Consider the following 15,215-nt stretch of genomic DNA (forward strand, 5'->3'; position numbering starts at 1 on the left):
GCCGCGGTGAAATCCGTACCGAACTTCTCCAGCGCCTTGTACGTGCCCTCCGGGTCCGGGGACGTCACCCGCTGCCCGCCCCGCGCCGCCCCGAACGCGTCCAGCAGCCGCTCCGCCGACGCACCCTGCTGCTGAAGCAGCTCGCCGATGCGCCCGCCCTTCGCGGCCAGGCCGATGAGCAGGTGCTCGGTGGAGATGTAGGTGTCGCCCAGCTCGCGGGCGCGCTGCGAGGCGTCGGCGATGACGGCCAGCAGCTCACGGCTGGGCTGCGGCGGCGCGACCGTCGACCCCTGCACGCTCGGCAGCCCCGCGAGCTGCCGCTCGGCCCCCGACCGCAACGCGGCCGCATCCGCCTCGACCCCGGCCAGCAGATCCATCACGTTCTCGTTGTCCGCACCCGCCAGAAGCGCCAGCAGCAGATGAGCCGGCGTCATATCCGCATGCCCCGCCGAAACGGCCCGCTCACTGGCACCGCTCAACGCCTCACGGCTCTTGTTCGTCAGCTCCGCATCCACGACCGTGCGCTCCTCCTGTTGCTCTCCTCGCTCGGGCTCCGTTTTCAGACCGGGCAGGTTCCGAGAGGTTACGGGGCGGCCCAACACCGACCTGTCTCTGGCACTCACCCACCGCGTATGAATTCCACTCGCTTGTGCCGCAGCGAAATCTCCGGGCCAGCTTGCTTGTTGTGGGTACGCCGCAGGAGCCCAGACACCCAGCGGGGGTTCGCAGAACAGAGCCGGCGCCCACGACCAGCCGAGCGCGTCCGCCTATGCAGTGGAAGCCACTGCTTGGTCAAGACGCCACACATCACCCGGTCCGGCGGTCGGTGTCACCCATGGGCATCCAACAGTCCCCTCATGGGCGACAGGCCTGTAAAAAACGGTCCCGTAACTTACGGATCACCGCCTGATTATGCGGCTGACCGTGGTCGGCCGAACTCCGGGCGAAATTTTCTCAGTACATCCAAGATTATTTCACCATGAGGAAAGAGCAGGCGCGAATGAACCTGATGATCGCTCTTGACAAAGTCGTCTGTCGGGACACCGAAGACATCGGGATCCCGGTAATCGGGGGAACCGATGAGTTCTATGTCACGGGAAGCGTAACCGCGGGCAAGGCACGGCACACCATCGCCACAACTCCGATGGAAATCTCGAAGGGACAGACGCTGACCTTCGCCGATGAGCACAGGGTGCTGTACAACGGCAAGATCCCGGAGTCGAAGAAACTGCGCATCATCCTGAACGCCTGGGATGCCGACGCCGGGAAAGACCTGGCCAGGGTGATATTCGGTGACACGCCGCAAAATATCGCGCCAGCACTCGCCGAAAAGATCTCGGAATACATTTCCGAATACATCTCCGAGTACATCTCGGAGCACGCCACCGCGGCCATCGACGCCGGGGCGTTCCCCGCCGTCGACACGCTCATCGAGTTCCTCGCGTCCTACGCCAAGTCCACCGTGCTGGACGGCGTCAAGCCGGCCGTGGGCATGGCCATCGACTCGACGCTGCCGAAGGTGATCGGGGCACTGGACAGTGACGACCACCTGGGCAGCACCTCGCCTGTCATCTCCCTGGAAGACCTGAAGCCCGGGGCCAACCACTTCGAGTGGACCTTTGAGGGGAGCAAGTCCGCGCTCTCCACCTGGAGCTACACCGTCCACTATTCGGTTCATCTGTGAATGGCATTCACGAGAGCCACGGTGAAGAGAACATGACGATCGCGAAGGATCTCCGCCTCAGCACACGGCTCATGTGACGGCAGCCGCCTCGTAACGCCCTCGCGAATCAGATCCTCCACGCGGATGGAACCCGCTTTCCCATGCACATGCACCTCGCTTTGAAGCAGGCCAAAAGGTCCACGCACCGTTTTCGCGTGGGATCAGTTCTCATCCGCGGCGGCAGGGTGATCGCCGCGTCCAGCAACCGGAAACGGAATTCTCCACGCACCGACTTCAGGCACAGCACTTTCCATGCCGAAGAAATGGTGCTGCGCCGTGCGACGCGGACTCGGGGCGCAGTGCTGTACGTAGCCAGGCTCGGGGCCGACGAACGTCCGCTGCTCGCCAAGCCCTGCCCCCGGTGTCAGCAGCACATCGCGCGGTCCGGCATATCGAAGGTCTACTACACCGACAACGACGGATCGGTCGTCGCCTGGAAGATGACCTGATACAGGTGCGGCCTCACGATGCCCTGCAGGAAGTTGAAGGGCCATAGTCCAAGCCACTATGGAACACGCGGCACGGGCCAGTGGATCCGGCGCCGACGCCGTGATGGCCGCAGCGTCGGCGCCGAGTTCCGCGCCGACTTCGGTCACTACTGCGGCACTGCGGGACCTATTAGATGTAGCATGCATACAGATATGCATCCATCTAACGTCTCAGCGATGAAACGCGCTCCCGCGCTGCTCTTGCATAGCGACCGCGTTCTCAGGCCGCCAAGTAAGCGGCGGGCCATGGAAGTGCAGCCGCAGTCGAACTACTCGGCGGTGATCTCTTTGTTCGCCCCGGACAGTGCCACGGCATCCCGGCGAGCCCTCACCGGCACGCATCCGTGTCCTCTTCGGGTTGCGCGCGGGACGTACCGAGGCACCCGGAGGACACCTTCTTGATCTCCATTCCATGGGACCGTACGGCGCGCAGCGCGATCGTGATGACGGCCGGCGTGGTAGGAGCGGTGACGCTGGCGGGCCCGGCCTGTTCGTCGCTCGTCATCATCGGTGCTCTGTGCTCGGTCAACGCCGACTTCAGCGGTGAACTGGGCGGCCGGGTCCGGCGGCTGGCCGGAGCCATTGCCGGTGGCGCGGCCGGCATCGTGATCGGTAAGGCGGCGCCGACCGCCGGGTGGCACCAGGTCGCCATGCTGGCCCTGGCCGGACTGGTGGCCGGGTTGCTCGGCGGCTGGGGACCTGGCCGCGCGCTGGCCGGGCTCAAGCTGATGGTGCTCACCGCGATCGGCACCGGAGTCGGAGCGGAAGTACCGACCGGACGCGCCATCGCCTTCTACCTGCTCGGCACCGCACCGATGGTGGCGATGCTCCTCGGCGCGTGGCTCACCGGCGAACCCGGACGTGCCGCTCTGGGCCCACCGCCTGCCGAGGTGCCGACCCGGCCACGTCCGCTGACCTGCCCCCGTCGCTGGGGCGGAGGCCTGCGGATGGCTTTCTGTCTGGGTCTCGCCGCCGCCATAGCGGTTCTGCTGCATCCGCAGCACGCTTCCTGGTTGCTCATGACCACGGCGCTGGTGTTCCGGATCGACGACGAGTCGGTGTTCGACCGTGTGGCGCACCGGACCGCCGGCACGATCGCGGGTGTACTCACCGCCGCTCTTCTCGTCCAATTCCCGCACGGCTGGATCACTCTCGTCATCGCCGGGGCGGTCGGCGCTGTACTGCCCGGCTTCACCGATCGCGCCTATGCCCTGCATGTGGCGCTGGTCAGCGTCGTCGTGCTCATCCTGGCCCAGCCGACGACCCCCGCGGCACCGGACGCCTTCGTCGCCCGGCTGGTCGACACCCTGATCGCCTGCGGGCTGGCACTCGCCGTCGGCTACCTGGTGTGGCCGGACCGCTCCCGCAGTCTCACGACGACGTTGCCGACGCCCGACGCGTCGCGTCGACGGCCCGCGTCATGAGGAACCGCCTCGAACGGCGACGACAAGCGGCCGCCGGTATGGCCCGCCCTTCGACAACAAGTCGTCAAAGGGCGGGCCATACCGGCGAGGAAAGCCGACGCTCGGCGATTCGTCGCCAGGTGAGCTGGTTCGTCACTGCGCGCCAGGACACTCCTGGGATTCATGGGAGCCGATGGTATGTCGGGAGCTCACTCCCCCGCTTCAGAGCACGTAGATGTCCCCGATGCTCTTGTGGATCCGGAGCTTTTCGGGGATCAGGCTGTCGAGAGAGTAACTCCTGCCCTTCGCGCCCGAGGTGTCGAACCGGTGTCCCCACTTCAGAGGGCCGCCGCAGTCAGGCCTGAAGGCGATGTAGGTGTAGCCGAACTCCGGGATCACCACCCACAGCCAAGTACCCGTCAGCTTGGTCTTCGCGGCACCGGTGCGGGTCTCCATGGCGTCGGAGTAGATCTGGACATCGCTCCAGGACGTGAAGGCCGCAGGATCCACGTCGACCGCTTTCCAGTCCCGGCTCTTCGGGTTGTACCGTCCCCAGACCTCCACCCCGTCGAAGTCCACGGAGACGTAGTACGACGTGTCGTCGCCGGTGAGTTTGCTGCGGCTCTCGTTGGTACGCAGGACGCGCTTTCCCTTGATGCTGACCGGCAGATCGGCCTGCCCGGAAATCGGAGTCGGGTCTTCCCGCTCCACCGAATCGGCGAAGACCGCGCCTATGGGTGCCCGGCTCAGATGAACCTCGTCGAGGATCGCGGCCAGTTGCACGCCTGTAAGCATCTCGGCGGGCGGAATGTTCGCGTACTTCACGATCAGTGCGACCACGTGATGGATGATCGCGTCGGCTTTCTGAGAGACCGCCACCTTCGCTTCCTGGAGCTTCGTGGTGACCGCGCTCAGAAGCTCACGGGCCAGGCCCTTCTCGCCTTGGTTCTCGCTGGGTCCACCGAAGGTCTCGCTGAACACGCCGGACACCTTGTCCCACATGCCGGGCTCGTCCTTCAAGGAGATCGGTCCTTGGATGTCCTTGATTTCCGCCAGCGCCCGGTCGATGCGGTCCTTGAGAACCGTCTCGACCGCGAACTTCACAGCCGACGAGACACCACCGGCAACCCCACCGGCCGCTGGGAGGCCAATGGAAATCGTGAGGTTGACGGAATTGAGAAGGATATCGAGGGCAGCCAGCTGCTTCGCCTGCAGATCCGCCGCGAGCAGGGCCGGGTTCTCGTTGTACTTGGGGAACAGAGCGGTGCGCACATCTTCGGCCAGAAATTTTTCTTTACGCGAATCTATACCGGCCTGCCGGACCGCCGCGGCACCGACGGAGCTGATCAGCTCGCCGAGCGAAGCGAAGATGTCCACCCCGGGAACGGACTCCAGGAGCTTCTCCGCCAGGGTTATCCCGTAACCCGCGGCTTCCTCGACAGCCTTCACGTTGCTGGCCTCGACGCCCTCCTGGCGGATGTACGCCTCGAGCATCCGGTCGTTGACCTTGAACTCAAGGCTGTTCATCGCTTCCTCGGTGTTGCGCGACATCCGCTCCACGGCCGGGAAGTAGCGATCGGCCAGGTTCTGCGCCTTCCTGATGCAGCGCTTGATCTCAGCATCCGAACATTGAGCGGGCGACCCGTCCAGGCAGGAACGGAAGCTCTTGATGATCTCCAGGGCCTTCTCCTGATGCCCCATCATCTGCTCGGCGATGTCCTCCAACGGCCGTACGTTGGGGGCATACACAAGGGCTTTACTGCTCAGCAGTCCCTGGATGAACTCGTATCCCTTGATTTTTTCGATCTGACCGAGAACCTGCTGGATAAGGTCGACCCTGGCCGGGATCTCCTGGCCCATCAGTTCGAGCGAGCCGAGCACCTTCCGAGCGTACTGACGCAGTTCGCCACCGGTGAACCTGCGGAAAGCCTCCTCCGCCTCACCCCGGATGTAGCGGTGCGTATCGTTCCGGGCCTGCTCCTCAAGGCGTTTCTTCTCCTCGCCCGCCGGATCCTTTCCGTGTTTCTCCCTGTACTCGGCCTCCAGGACCCGGGCGAGGCGCTTTCCGAGCACCGAGTAGAAGGGAGGACTGAGCAGCGACTCCCGGAGTTCGAATGCCTGCTTGACGGCGTCCTCGATATTCCCCGGGAAGTCGCTCTTCATGGCCTTGTCCCCCAGCGACGCGCGGAACTGCGCCTTGACATGATCAAGTTTCCCTCGGAGCTCATCCAGCGTACTGGCCATTTTTGTTTCCCTTCGTGGATCACAGGTAACTGATGTACGGTCACATGCCCGCCGAGCAAAAAGTGCCATCTGGTTAAAACACGGCACATTGCGGGCATACGCCTTGAAGTTACCTGCCCACGATTCCGGGGTGTGTCGCCCATAGGTGGACTTTCCCGTGACCCAGGAGACGGGAGGTGTACGGCTCTCGGCGGGAAATCATGACGCCTGCGTCCGGTCGTTCTCGCTCAAAGACATACAGGTCGACGCATTTCCCCTCCCGGAAGCCGACCCAGCACACAAGCGCCAACTCCCGGATGTCGAGGGCACCGTCTGCGACTGGTTGACGGTCCACAGCCCTGAGCCGCTCCCGATCCCTACCTCAGGCTTCAGCTGATCCCATGCTGACCGGCCGTCGACCAAACCACAGCTCACCCGACCCGGGCGACGTCGAGACTGCCGACACCTTTCCGGTCCTCCCTGGCCATCTGGTCCGCATACTGCGCGATTCGAACTCTGCGAACCGCCCGCACGGCTTCCCCGACAACCTCCTGGTACCTCTTGCGGGATCCGAGAACGCCGACCGCGGAGTTCAGGTCAAGGTCGTTCACAGACCGTCCGGGTAGCGCGTCCGCATGCCACTGGGCGAGTTTCCGGTACAGGCACACCTGATAGATCACCTGCAGCCTCACCAAGTCGCGTTCTTCGACCTTGATGAGCTCTTCGTCCGGTGACTTCCCGGTACCGAGCCGGATCATCGGAACCGCGAGCGCGATGAGCGAAGGGACGGACGGGGAGAGCTCGCTGCCCGCCAGGGACAGTCCGTCCACCATCACGTCGTCCCGGCCGCTCTTCCCGAACAGAACGTCGAACACGGCGCCGGGGACAACGCCCAGGGCAGCCGCGGCCTGCACCGCGCCTCTGGCCGCCACCTTCCCCACGTGCTGTGCGGTAGCCACTCCTTGCAACGCCTTGGTCCGCGACGCCGCCTCATCGGACGCCACCGATATCAAGCCCGTGAATGCGGAGCCCCCATCGAGCGTGTGCCCGCCGTCGCCTTTCGCCGTCACGTACACGCCCCATATGGCAAGCACACTGCTCGAGAAGCGGCCGACCACCGAGAACGCCGGCTGTGCAGCGGCGTACGTCCTCCGCATAGGCGCGGTCAAGGTCACCACCATGCCTCGTGGCAGGGAGAGCGGATGGCCCAAGAGGCGCGAAGTCACGGACCGGTCGACGGAGTCGAGGATCCTGCTGTAGTCCGCCGCGCTCAGCGCGGGGAGGACCTCCGCGGTCCCGTCCCGCTGAGAATCGGGAAGCCCTACTTGCTCGGGATTGCGACGCACGATCCTGAGATTCGCCCCTCCCTCGTCACACGGTTCACAGGTGCCAAGACAAACCGTCTCCCCGGTCCCGCCCGCCAGTCCGATCCAAGAGAATCCGGTGTGCACCCTCTCAAAGCTGCGCCCCCCTATTCCACCAGCACCCCGATCGAACGGAATGACATCCCCGTAGGGCCTCTTCATTACTCCCCACCACACCCTCAAAGAGGAGACAGCTTTCCCGAGTTTCGCCCACGAGATTACTGGCGAGCTGTCTTCTTTCTGTTGGCCATTGGTTGACACCCCCCTCTCACAACGGCCACGTGTCCAGCCGGATCGCACCCCGGGCACCGACATCGCCCCGCCGGGTCCGACGATCACCGGAGGGCACGTTGCGAGAGGAGATGGAGAGCCACAAGAGCGTGTGCGAGGTCCCTTCCACGGCCGACGCCGGCCGGACACCCGCCTCCGGCGTGGTCACCGCCACCTCCGCATTAACTTCACGATGCATCTATGCTGTATTTTGATTCCATCCTTATGGAACTGAGTTGACATCCGAGCAATGAGGCGCGGCAGCACACCCTGCTCGTCGTGCCTCAGCTCGCCGTCGCGCCGGTCCGCCACCGTCACGGGCCGAACCGCCAAGGTGCCCGGATGTGTGATCACCAGCGGATCACGCTGCACACCGCAGCGTGAGGATCCGGGCAATACCTGCGCAGCCGTCCAATGCACTGTCAACGCTTTATGGACGACCATGCGAGCGGTGGCGTCCCTGTAACCCGGAACGGTTCTTCGGGCGAGTTCTGCGGCCCGGTCACGTCACGGACGACGTGCGTACGGACGAGGCGCGACCCGCGGGGGCGAACGAGGCTCCCCGCAGGACCGCCCATCCCGCAGTACAGCTGTCGGCCCGGGAAAGATCCGCCCCGGCGTGAGCAGGACAGCCGGTGATCAGCCTCTCGAGAGACGAACAGACCTCGCCTCCTCTCCGCAGCTCTCGGTTTCCCCCTCGGCCACATCTCCGCACCACGAGGGGAAGGGCGTTCACCGTCATTCTCATCATCACTGGACACACATGCCCACCCAAACCTCCATATCCATGGACCGCGACGGCAGTTCGGCGTCGAAATCCGCGGGCAGCGGAGAGGCCACGCTGTCGAACGGCCTCAAGCAGCGGCACTTGTCGATGATCGCCTTGGGAGGTGTCATCGGCGGTGGACTCTTCGTGGGCTCCGGAGCGGGCATCGCCGCTGCCGGTCCCGCGATCGTCGTCGCCTACGTACTCTCCGGCGCACTCGTCATGCTGGTGATGCGCATGCTGGGCGAGATGTCCGCGGCCAACCCGGCTTCCGGTTCCTTCTCCGTGCACGCGGAACGGGCCATCGGCCCTTGGGCAGGCTTCACGGCCGGCTGGCTGTACTGGACGATGCTGTGTGTGAGCATCGCCATGGAGGCGATCGCCGCGGCCGGCATCATGACCGGCTGGTTTCCCGGGGTCCCGCCCTGGCTGTGGGTCCTGCTCTTCATGGCCCTCCTCTGCGGCTCGAACCTGGCCTCTGTCTCCAACTTCGGCGAGTTCGAGTTCTGGTTCGCCGGGCTGAAGATCGCCGCCGTCGTGCTCTTCCTGGCGGTCGGCGCGCTGGCCATCGTCGGCGCCCTGCCGGGCACGACCGGTCCGGGCACCGCCAATCTCGCCGGCAACGGCGGCTTCCTGCCCGGCGGCATGGACGGCCTCGGGCTCGGGTTGCTCGCCTCCGTCGTCGCGTACGCGGGCCTGGAGACCGTCACCATCGCGGCCGCCGAATCGGAGCAGCCGGTCAGGAGCGTCACGTACGCGGTGCGTACGGCGATGTGGCGGATCGCCGTGTTCTACATCGGCTCGATGGCGGTCATCGTCACTCTGACTCCATGGGACGACCCGCGGGTCACCACGGACGGCCCCTACGTCGCGACCCTCGCTCACCTGGGCATTCCCGGCGCCGGCCAGATCATGAACGTGGTGGTGCTGATCGCACTGCTGTCCGCGATGAACGCCAACATCTACGGCTCGTCCCGCATGGCGTACTCGCTGGTCTCCCGCGGCCAGGGCCCCAGGGGCCTCGCCAAGGTCTCGGGCAACGTGCCACGGCGTGCCGTGCTCGCCTCCTCCTGCTTCGGCTTCTTCGCGGTGCTGCTGAGCTACTGGTGGCCCGACACCGTCTTCGCCTGGCTGCTCAACAGCATCGGCGCGGTGGTGCTGGTGGTGTGGATCTTCATCGCCGTCGCGCAGTTGCGGACACGGCGCCGCCTGGAACGGGAGGCGCCGGAGAGAATCGTGGTGAAGATGTGGGCCTACCCGTATCTGACATGGATCGCGCTGGCGGGCATCCTGACGGTATTGGCCCTGATGGCCCGTCACCCCGATACCCGGGTTCAGCTCTACTGCACGGCAGGGCTCACGGCGGCGCTCGTCGCCGTCGGCTTTCTCCGGCAGCGGACGGCCAGAAGCCGGTACCAGTCGTAACGCCGACAGGTTGAGGCGACAGCCTTCCGCACGGGAGTACTGTGCGGAAGGCTACGCATAAAGTCGGTGAAAGATGCATCCCCGCGTCCCGGCGACATCCCATTCCGCGAGGTCCACACGTACGCCGGTGGTCAATCACGTTCAGAGGGCGTCCCCTCCGCTCGGAATCCCCCGCCTTCGACCTCCATCATCCCGAGGTCAGCGAACTCGAGATCGGGGAGGCTCCCGCACCGCTTCCCGCCCGCGACGGGAAGTGACCCCCGTATGGGTCACCACCCGGAAAGCCACGATCGCCCCGTCCAGTCCGTCGACCACGGACTGCGCCGGCTCGACGGCTATCTCTACCAGCAGGCCGAACTGGCCACCGCCCGCCAGGAAGCCACCGCCTTCTGTGACCACCCGCCCTGGCTTACCGCCACCGAACGCCAGGAACTCGAAAACCACTACACACAAGCCCGCACCAAAACCGCAGAAGCCACGACCCGGCACATCGCCAACCGCTGCACCGAACTCCGCCAGCAATACGAAACACGCTACCGACAACTACGTCTGCGCACGGTGACGACGGCGATCGTCGCCGCATCAGGGGTGTGCGCCATGCTGATACTGCTGGGCCGATAGCATCGCTGCCGGTCACAGGCCGTCACGAGGCTCAAGCCGTGCAAGCCTCGCGCTGAATCTACGAAGCTCTTTTTCGGTGCGGCCACTGATCGGGGGGGGTGGCGTCGGTGTCCGCAGCACACGAAGCTCTTGTGTCAGGCACGGAAATACGGAACCAACAGGGCACCTCGGACGCTGCGTGATCAGTGGAATCACCACGCCGACGACGAGGGGGCCTGCCACGTCACCCCATCTGACCTGAGCGTTTCACACTCCCAGGAGCAGAATAAAAAGGTTCACCGGACACACCCGGCGGCTGACAGGAGCAGCAGGGGAGTCGATTGGGCCGGTCAGGCCACGGGCCCCTGCATGCGCTGGCTGATCCACTCCAAGCTGCTCTCGTTCATGCCCTTCACATAGTCCTTGGCGTCGTGCTCGCCGCCCTGGATGACCTGAAGGTGGCTGTGGATGGGGCCCTTGTTGCCGTAAGTGGCGATGTACTTATCCACCTTGGACTTCACGGAACCTTCCAGGGTGCCGTATTGGAAGGCGAGGTAGACGTCCGGTCCGCCCTTGGCGATCAACTGTTTGGAGAGCACCTCGGGATTGTTCGCCGCTTTCTCCTTCGGATAGGGGTTCCACAGCTGGGAGTCGGGGACGATGTCCGGGCCGGAGGCGATCACTGCCTTGAACTTGTCCGGGTACTTCACCACAGCCTTCAGACCCGCGAAGCCGCCGGTGGAGGATCCCATGAAGGCCCAGCCGTCGCGCGACTTGATAGTGCGGAAGTTCTCCTTGATGAGCTGCGGGACGTCCTCGGTGAGCCAGGTGCCCATCTTTGGCTGGCCCGGAATGTCACTGCCGTCCCAGTAGCGGCCCAGCACCGGGTCGTGCTTGTCCTTGTCGTGGTTCTCGGGGTTCAGTACCGGCATGGCGATGATGAACGGCAGGCTCTTGCCCTCGTCCGCCAGCTTCTGGACGGATGCCTGAAGCTTGAGGTTGGTCCCCATCCAGTAGTTGTTGGGGAAGCCCGCGCCACCGGGCAGCGCGATCATCACGGGGAAGCCCTTGTCCTTGTACTTCGGGTCGTAGTACTGCTTGGGGGCCCAGACCCAGACCTTGCCCTTGAAGTGCGACTTCTCCCTCTGGTACGTGATGACGGCGATCTTGCTGCCGTCCTCGGGGACCGTGCCCGAGATCTTGAAGTCGGCATGCGGGCCAAGCGGCATCAGAGCCTTGGAGTCGGCCTTCTGCTGCCCGCCCTTGCCATCATTCTGACCGAAGCTGATCGCCTCACCCTTGTCGGTGAACGGGGGTATCTCGTAGTAGGTCATGAGGGGCCAGGCGATCAGGCCGAGGGTGACGACGGATGCACCGGCGATCACCCAACGTCTGGCACGCGACCGGCGGCGGCGGTGGAACTGGTGGGTGGCCGATGGGGCGCCCGACATGGAAAGACCTCGCTACGGTGACTACAGGACCCATGTGGCCCTGATGACTGGTTTGCGGCGTCCGTGAAGACAGGCCAGCTCCATAGCGGGTTCCGCACCTGACAGAAATATGATGTTTTTTGCTGGAATATGGTTTTCGCGGGCTCTGTGGAGAAGGAAGTAAGAGGTCCGCCGAGATGACGCACGATGGCCTTCGGACGCCTTATCGCTCAGCTTGGTACTTACAGCTCGTTCATTCGGGGGGTCTGCGGGTAGCAGATGAGTGCTGCAGCGACGCCTGCGAACGCGAGGAAGTGTTCGGGATCGCGCTCGCATCTGCGATGGAGGCGTCGGCGAGATTCCCCGTGGCGACACACCTGGTCACTTCTTGGCCTGCTCCAGGATCTCCTGGTTGAAGAGTTCCGGGGCGATCGGGAGAACGGATTCACTGCTCTTGTAGAGGACCGACAAGGCCTTGCCGTCGAGCTTGACGGCCGGAGTGCCTTTCTCCCCGCTCTTATTGAAGGCGTCGGAGACCTTGTGTGCCCAGGGCAGGAAGGTGAGCTCGTTGACCTGCTTCTCGAAAGCGGGTGTGCGCAGCCCCTTCACCTTGCCCGCGAGGTCGAGCAGGGTCTTCGAGGAACCGAACTTGTCAGGGCCCGTTTCCTCGGGCTGGTTCGCGTACAGGACGCCGAGGTAGTCCATGAACTTCTGGGTTCCACCCTCGACGAGGGCCGCCCCCAGCGCGTTCAGGGCCCGTTTAGAGCCCTGACCTCCGAGTACGCCGTCGAGGAAGGTTGCGAAGTGGTAGTGGATCTTGAAGGTGCCCTTGTCCGCCTCTTCGCGCATGGTCTTGCCGAGTCCCCGCTCGACTTCCGCGCACAGCGGGCAGCGTGGGTCGAGATAGACGTCGAGAGTGCGCTTGGCGTCGGCCTTGCCGTACTCGACGGTCAAGGCCCCTTCGCCGGTTGTGCCTCCTGGAGCCACATAGGGCTGCTTCACCGCATCGGCGGTGGTGTCGGACCGGTGATTCACATACAAGCCCACGCCGCCGGCGAGGGCCAGCGCTCCCACGACGGCGGCCCCGGCTATCAACTGTCGGCGCGCCCGTACCCGTTTGGCATCGGCTTCACGCTCTGCCTCCAGCCTCTCGCGCGCCTGCCGACCTCGGTCTCGTTTACCACTCACGTCCGCTGAATCCTTGTCCTTCCGGTGCCCTTCTTCGGAAGGCACTCAACTTGCCGGGGCGCGCGCCCGCATCGGCCCTCCCCGATTGCTTCAGTGCTTCTGCGGGATCATGTGCCGAGGGGAGTCGACGAGTACGGCCGCGGCTCCGAGGTCCGTGGCGGTCTGGAGGTCCGCCTTCGTGTTCACGCCGAACATCACGATCGGCGTGTTGCCGTGCGACGCGGATTCGAAGCAGCCGACGGAGTCGGGGGTCCACAGTTGCGCGTTGACGGGAGAGTCCCCCGTGCCCAGGGTGAACTTCTCCTGGAGGGTCATCTGCCGCTTCAGCTCGAACCCCACCCACGAAGACGCCGGAGGCGTGCTCTTGCAGGCGTGTTCCAGGGCGACCTCGGCGAGCCTCTGCCGGGTGTCGTCACGGGACTCGGCGACCTGGGCCCCCGGCACCTTGGCCAGCAGTTTGGTGATCTCCGCGTCCGTGGAGGACACCTTGACCCGGCCCCACGCCTTCTTCTTGTTCAGCAGGTCCACCACGGCATCGACGACATGCTGCGGCGGGGACTGCTTCAGGTCGAGGTAGATCTGCTTTCCCTCGGGGATCGCGTCCAGCGCGGCCTCAAGGGTGGGGATACGGACGGGGTGCGTGCGATAGGGGTATTCGCCGTGCGCATCCTTGAACATGTATCCGGCGTTCAGCCCGGAAAGCTCGCTCAGATTCTTGTCGGCGACAGCACCGGAACCGTCCGTCAGGGCCTTCAGGTCGGTCGGGCGATAGAGAACGGGGACGTTGTCCTTGGTCGCCTGGACGCTCAGCCACTCACCGTCCGCACCGGCCTTCAAGGACTGGTCGACAGCCAGCAGGGTGTTCTCGGGGAAGTCACCCGTCCCACCGCGATGCGCGATGATGAGCGGCTTCGTCTTCGCCTTGGGATGCGCGGTCGGCGTACCTGTCGCGGAAGCCGGTGCGAATGCCATGAGCGCCGGAAGAGAGCAGGCCAGCACCGCGGTCGTCACTGCCAAGGGAAGCTTGCGGGACATGAGAACTCCTGTCGGAGGAGGGAGGGTTGGTGATCCTGTACGCGGCCGGCGGCGGTGCTTCGTGCCCGCGTTCGGCAGTCGGTGGCCGCAGGCCGGTCTCAGGCGGCGTCAGCCGGCGACGCTGACCTCGGGCTCGCCGGAGGCGATCCCGTCGGCCTTCATCTGCTCGGCGATCTTGAGGGCTTCCTCGATGAGGGTCTCGACGATCTTCGACTCGGGAACGGTCTTGATGACCTCGCCCTTCACGAAGATCTGGCCCTTGCCGTTGCCCGAGGCGACACCCAGGTCGGCCTCACGGGCCTCGCCCGGGCCGTTGACGACGCAGCCCATGACAGCCACCCGCAGCGGCACCTCCATGCCCTCCAGACCCGCGGTGACCTGGTCGGCGAGCTTGTAGACGTCGACCTGGGCGCGGCCGCAGGACGGGCAGGAGACGATCTCCAGACGGCGCTGGCGCAGGCCCAGCGACTGCAGGATCTGCATGCCGACCTTGATCTCTTCCACCGGCGGGGCGGAGAGGGAGACGCGGATGGTGTCGCCGATGCCCTCGGAGAGCAGGGCGCCGAACGCGACCGCCGACTTCACCGTGCCCTGGAAGGCCGGACCGGCCTCCGTCACCCCGAGATGCAGCGGGTAGTCACAGCGGGCCGCCAGCTGGCGGTAGGCATTGACCATCACGACCGGGTCGTTGTGCTTGACCGAGATCTTGATGTTGCAGAAGTCGTGCTCCTCGAAGAGGGATGCCTCCCACAGCGCCGACTCCACCAGTGCCTCGGGCGTGGCCTTGCCGTACTTCTCCAGCAGACGTCGGTCCAGCGATCCCGCGTTGACGCCGATACGGATCGGGGTGCCGGTCTCGTCGGCCGCCTTCGCGATCTCCTTGACCTTGTCGTCGAACTGCCGGATGTTGCCCGGGTTCACGCGTACCGCCGCGCAACCGGCGTCGATGGCGGCGAACACGTACTTCGGCTGGAAGTGAATGTCCGCGATCACCGGGATCTGCGACTTCTTCGCGATCACCGCGAGGGCGTCCGCATCGTCCTGCGTGGGGCAGGCCACGCGCACGATCTCACAGCCGGACGCCGTGAGCTCGGCGATCTGCTGGAGCGTGGCACCGATGTCCGACGTCCTGGTCGTGGTCATCGACTGCACCGACACCGGTGCGTCGCCACCGACCGTCACGGAACCGACCTGTACGGCGCGCGCACGGCGCCGTACCGCCAAGGTGGGGAGAGGGCCTTGGATGCTACCGAGATGAACAGCGGACAACGTCGACTCTTTTCGGCACGGCGGATTTCCG

General features: G+C 65.0%; 12 protein-coding genes. 5 read left to right on the plus strand and 7 right to left on the minus strand.

Annotation, left to right across the window (positions count from 1 at the left end; genetic code table 11):
- Positions 1–515: Clp protease N-terminal domain-containing protein (locus ACWD4A_RS28730; RefSeq protein ID WP_451198377.1), on the minus strand; the 515-nt coding region annotated here is incomplete at its 3' end.
- Positions 516–979: 464 nt separating this feature from the next.
- Between ACWD4A_RS28730 and ACWD4A_RS28735 the strand changes: the two genes are divergently transcribed.
- From ACWD4A_RS28735 to ACWD4A_RS28745, 3 genes are all read left to right on the plus strand, one after another.
- A complete protein-coding gene (locus tag ACWD4A_RS28735; protein WP_451198379.1) occupies positions 980–1,684 on the plus strand; it encodes a hypothetical protein in 705 nt (234 codons plus the stop codon).
- Between the two features lie 146 nt (positions 1,685–1,830).
- A complete protein-coding gene (locus ACWD4A_RS28740; protein WP_451198423.1) occupies positions 1,831–2,172 on the plus strand; it encodes a deaminase in 342 nt (113 codons plus the stop codon).
- A 437-nt stretch (positions 2,173–2,609) separates the two neighbouring features.
- A complete protein-coding gene (locus ACWD4A_RS28745; protein WP_451198381.1) occupies positions 2,610–3,635 on the plus strand; it encodes an FUSC family protein in 1,026 nt (341 codons plus the stop codon).
- Between the two features lie 201 nt (positions 3,636–3,836).
- On the opposite strand, the gene ACWD4A_RS28750 is transcribed toward ACWD4A_RS28745, so the two are convergent.
- Entirely contained in the window at positions 3,837–5,858 is a 2,022-nt protein-coding gene (locus ACWD4A_RS28750; RefSeq protein ID WP_451198383.1) for a hypothetical protein, read from the minus strand.
- Positions 5,859–6,268: 410 nt separating this feature from the next.
- Complete coding sequence (locus ACWD4A_RS28755; protein ID WP_451198385.1) at positions 6,269–7,363, minus strand: hypothetical protein; 1,095 nt, start codon at positions 7,361–7,363, stop codon at positions 6,269–6,271.
- An 895-nt stretch (positions 7,364–8,258) separates the two neighbouring features.
- Between ACWD4A_RS28755 and ACWD4A_RS28760 the strand changes: the two genes are divergently transcribed.
- Both ACWD4A_RS28760 and ACWD4A_RS28765 read left to right on the plus strand, forming a co-directional pair.
- Entirely contained in the window at positions 8,259–9,662 is a 1,404-nt protein-coding gene (locus ACWD4A_RS28760) for an amino acid permease (RefSeq protein WP_451198424.1), read from the plus strand.
- Between the two features lie 264 nt (positions 9,663–9,926).
- Entirely contained in the window at positions 9,927–10,283 is a 357-nt protein-coding gene (locus ACWD4A_RS28765) for a hypothetical protein (protein ID WP_451198387.1), read from the plus strand.
- 329 nt (positions 10,284–10,612) lie between these two features.
- Here the strand turns inward: ACWD4A_RS28765 and ACWD4A_RS28770 are convergent, their stop codons facing one another.
- The 4 genes from ACWD4A_RS28770 to ispG all read right to left on the minus strand — a co-directional run bounded on the left by ACWD4A_RS28770 (position 10,613) and on the right by ispG (position 15,184).
- Entirely contained in the window at positions 10,613–11,647 is a 1,035-nt protein-coding gene (locus ACWD4A_RS28770; RefSeq protein WP_451198389.1) for an alpha/beta hydrolase, read from the minus strand.
- Positions 11,648–12,073: 426 nt separating this feature from the next.
- Positions 12,074–12,880 carry a thioredoxin domain-containing protein gene (locus tag ACWD4A_RS28775; RefSeq protein WP_451198391.1) on the minus strand — a complete coding sequence of 269 codons (807 nt, stop codon included), beginning with the start codon at positions 12,878–12,880 and terminating at the stop codon, positions 12,074–12,076.
- Between the two features lie 90 nt (positions 12,881–12,970).
- Positions 12,971–13,915, minus strand: a complete 945-nt coding sequence (locus ACWD4A_RS28780; RefSeq protein WP_451198393.1) for a glycerophosphodiester phosphodiesterase family protein — start codon at positions 13,913–13,915, stop codon at positions 12,971–12,973.
- Positions 13,916–14,023: 108 nt separating this feature from the next.
- Entirely contained in the window at positions 14,024–15,184 is a 1,161-nt protein-coding gene (gene ispG, locus ACWD4A_RS28785) for a flavodoxin-dependent (E)-4-hydroxy-3-methylbut-2-enyl-diphosphate synthase (protein WP_451198395.1), read from the minus strand.
- Positions 15,185–15,215: the final 31 nt, after the last annotated feature.

Source organism: Streptomyces sp. NPDC002537 (genome assembly GCF_053594975.1).